This is a genomic window from Pauljensenia sp. OF14-1SRA, assembly GCF_027694595.1.
Taxonomy (GTDB): domain Bacteria; phylum Actinomycetota; class Actinomycetes; order Actinomycetales; family Actinomycetaceae; genus Pauljensenia; species Pauljensenia turicensis_B.
On sequence record NZ_JAQEVQ010000029.1, the window covers coordinates 1 to 3,478 of the forward strand.

At 54.4% G+C, this 3,478-nt stretch carries 3 protein-coding genes and 2 tRNA genes; 1 reads left to right on the plus strand and 4 read right to left on the minus strand.

Features of this window, described 5'->3' with window-relative positions; genetic code table 11:
* Positions 1–400: 400 nt before the first annotated feature.
* Positions 401–1,210 (minus strand): hypothetical protein, encoded by an 810-nt coding sequence (locus PG731_RS09035; protein ID WP_270773472.1) that lies wholly within the window; start codon positions 1,208–1,210, stop codon positions 401–403.
* A 322-nt stretch (positions 1,211–1,532) separates the two neighbouring features.
* A tRNA-Gly gene (locus PG731_RS09040) sits at positions 1,533–1,603 on the minus strand.
* A 130-nt stretch (positions 1,604–1,733) separates the two neighbouring features.
* Here PG731_RS09040 and PG731_RS09045 point away from each other — a divergent pair.
* A tRNA-Pro gene (locus tag PG731_RS09045) sits at positions 1,734–1,807 on the plus strand.
* Positions 1,808–1,880: 73 nt separating this feature from the next.
* Here the strand turns inward: PG731_RS09045 and PG731_RS09050 are convergent.
* Both PG731_RS09050 and PG731_RS09055 read right to left on the minus strand, forming a co-directional pair.
* Complete coding sequence (locus PG731_RS09050; protein WP_270773473.1) at positions 1,881–2,939, minus strand: NAD(P)-dependent alcohol dehydrogenase; 1,059 nt, start codon at positions 2,937–2,939, stop codon at positions 1,881–1,883.
* A gap of 264 nt (positions 2,940–3,203) precedes the next feature.
* Positions 3,204–3,413, minus strand: coding sequence for a hypothetical protein (locus tag PG731_RS09055; RefSeq protein WP_270773474.1), 210 nt, complete (start codon positions 3,411–3,413; stop codon positions 3,204–3,206).
* Positions 3,414–3,478 lie beyond the last annotated feature (65 nt).

The window sequence follows — 3,478 nt, forward strand, 5'->3', positions numbered from 1 at the left end:
GAGGATTGCCGCAATTCCTACGAAATCCATTTCCTTCACCTCCTTCCACACCCCCATTACACATGCCTATATATGTATGTATCAAGTGTAGTCCACTTACTTATCCAGCTTTTCCACCATCACGAGCCAACGAGGCCAACAACAATGAAGCCAAAACATCACCTAGATCGCAAAGATATTTCTAGAACTTGAAAGCCTCCCCCGGCTTCCGCGTATTCTCGCGATCACGCTCAATCATTACATGCTGATACCGCGCGACCACCTCAGGGCTTCTATGTCGACCTCGTGCCATTATTTCCGCTTGCGTCGCACTAGCCTGCGCATAGAGCGTCAAACCCGTGTGCCTGAGGTCATGGAACCTAAACCCAGCCATTCCAGGAACGCATTCGCGCGCCGTACGTCAATACGCATCGAACGTACTGAACACGATCGGAGAACGCTCCAGATGATTCAAAGTAAACAAGGGTGCATCCGGGTCATCCGGAACGTATAGGCTCAAATGCTCCTGCACCTGCTTCGCAAACGCGTCAGGGACGGCAACCGTTCCGCTACTCCCTGCTTTCGGCTTCGTATACTCAGAGCCTGCAACACCTTTACGATTCCACTGGCGTTGCACAGTCAACAACGCCTGGCCTTCTTTATCAAGGTCAATGAAATCTCGACGCTGAAGCCCTAGAACCTCACCCTTACGTAAAGCACATATTGATGCGAGATACACGGTGAGGCGCATACGCTCAGACATACATTCCGCGGCCTGCTTCACCTCCTCAGGCGTTGCGAGATGACTCGAATCAATCGGCTCATAATTTCGAGCTCGGGGTATCTTCACCGTGAATGGCACTTGATCGAGTCCGCCAATGCCTTCTAGTGCGCCGTATCGGAAAAGGCTTCGCATGACGCGCGCGATATTGTTTCGCGCTCCCGGCTTACCGACAGCTAATAATACGTTCACATCCTGCTGATTAATGCTCAGAATGTCCCTGAATCCTATTTGCGACGTGATGTGCTTTTCCAGAATATTCTGGTAGGTAACGATCGTTGAATGCGTCCTACCAATGGCTCGCAGATGATCGAGCCACATCTCCCCTAGACGCGCGACTGTAATAATTTCTTTCGCACGTTCGGCTTCCTCAGCTTCCTTCCGACGCTTACGACGTTCAACAGGTGTGACATACACCCCACGAATCATCTCTGACTTCGCAATCGCCATAGCGTTTTGGCGTCTTTCAGATTGGAATACGAGCCAATCAGATAGCGTTTGCCCTCAAACTGAAGCGAACGCGGTATCTTCCGCGGTATTCCTCGATTCCACGCGGTAAATGTGGCATTTCAACTTCATTGTTTGTGCCTGGTATCAATTTCAGTGGCTCGTGGTATCAGGCAGGCTTCATGCCAGAATGATACCAATTTCAAGCATCTAAACGGCTCTAAACGGCTCTAAACGGCTTTCGCTCTCACTCGCACCACCCCGCCACAAACGGCGTGATAGCAACGAAAAACCCCGACTCTCAACGAGAACCGGGGTTTATCAGAGCGGATGACGGGAATCGAACCCGCGTGATCTGCTTGGAAGGCAGAGGCTCTACCATTGAGCTACATCCGCAGACGCATCAAAGCGCGCATGGTCGATAGTAGCGGGTTTTCACTTCGATTGCGAAATTTAACCCTCTAGGCCTTATGATCTTCCATGTAGCACTTCGCTTCGGCGCCCTCAAACGCCGTCGCGCGTGTTTCGGGGTGTGGCGCAGCTTGGTAGCGCGCCTGCTTTGGGAGCAGGATGTCGCAGGTTCAAATCCTGTCACCCCGACAGCCAAAAAGAGGCCGTGACCCGCATAAAGGTCACGGCCTCTTTCACTTCAACGCTCATGAAGCAACGTATTTCAGAACGTTGCCGTATCGATCACATAGCGGTAGCGCACCTTGGAGTCAACAACGTTGTTGTAGGCCTCGGTTATGTCTTCGCCACTGATGATCTGGACCTGCGGGGCGATTCCATGCTCGCCACAGAAGTCCAACATTTCCTGCGTTTCGGAGATGCCACCAATGTTGGAACCAGCAACAATTCGGTTACCGCCAATGACTGCACGCCACGGCAGAGTCAGCGGTGTCTCGGGCAGGCCGACATTCACGAAGGAACCGAGCGGACGCAGTGTTGCAATCAGCCCCGCGTAATCAAGGTTCGCGGCGCTGACGGTGCAGATAATCAGGTCAAAGCTGGAAGCAAGCGACGCTACTGTCCCTTCTTCACTGGTGGCGTAGAAGTGCGTTGCGCCGAAGTGACGCGCATCTTCTTCCTTCGAACGACCATGCGAGATCACGGAAACCTCGGCGCCCATGGCTGCCGCAATCTGGACCGCCATGTGACCCAGTCCACCCATGCCCACGATTGCGACCTTCTTGCCGGGGCCAGCCCCGAAGCGCTTCAGTGGCGAATACGTCGTAATACCCGCGCACAGCAATGGAGCCGCTGCTTCAAACGGGATCTCATCCGGGATGCGGCACGCAAAGTTTTCCGACACCGTGAAGCCCTGGGAGTAACCGCCGGCAGTCGGATTTCCATCGGCATCCAAACCATAGGTCCAGAGTGTTCCGGGAAGGCCGGCCTCGTCCCCCGTACAGAACTGTTCGTAGCCCGAGGTGCACATTTCGCACGTGCCACACGAGTTGGTCATGCAACCGACACCGACCTTGTCACCGACCTTGTACTTCGTGACGCCTTCGCCGACTTTGGTGACAATGCCGGCGATCTCGTGGCCGGGAACCAGCGGGTACTTCTTCGGACCCCACTCGCCCCTGGCGCTGTGAATGTCGGAGTGGCAGATGCCGGCGTACTTGACCTCGAAGTAGATTTCGCCGGGGCCGGGTTCACGCAGGTGAATGGTGGTTTTGTAGAAAACGCTGGCGGTGTCGTCGCACGCGTAGGCGAGAACGTTGGGCATGATGCCTCCAAAGAATGTGGGGTGGGTTCGCCGACTATCAGCGTCATTTCATTATCCGCGTTGGGTGCAATTCGCGCACGCCGACGACGGTGATGAAGTCGCTGATGGCATGAGCACGGTGGACGTAGGTGGATTCAGCTGCCATGAGTGGATCATTCTACGATGTACGAGGCCGCGCCCCTGATGAGGGCTCAACGCCTATCTGGCGCGAATATTACGAAGCATTTCCGCTAACTGCTCTGGAGAGCCTCGTAGCTCGTCATCTTAGTAGCGACGAAGTGGCACCAACCGTAATCTGAAGGTCGCGGTGGCTGAACCCGACTCCCCTTCGTCTTCACACACAAAAGAGAAAAGATCATCAATCATCTCTCGCAATTCGCGGAGCGTGTGACCCTGCGTGCGATAGGTCTGCCCAGCGTACGCTAAACGAGCGATCCACCAGCCACGATCACGAGCGACCTCAACGGTCATCATTTCCCCTCCAGTTCCTCGTAGGGTTAAACGACAAAATGTGTGTGTGAATCTCTCGATTTATGGGC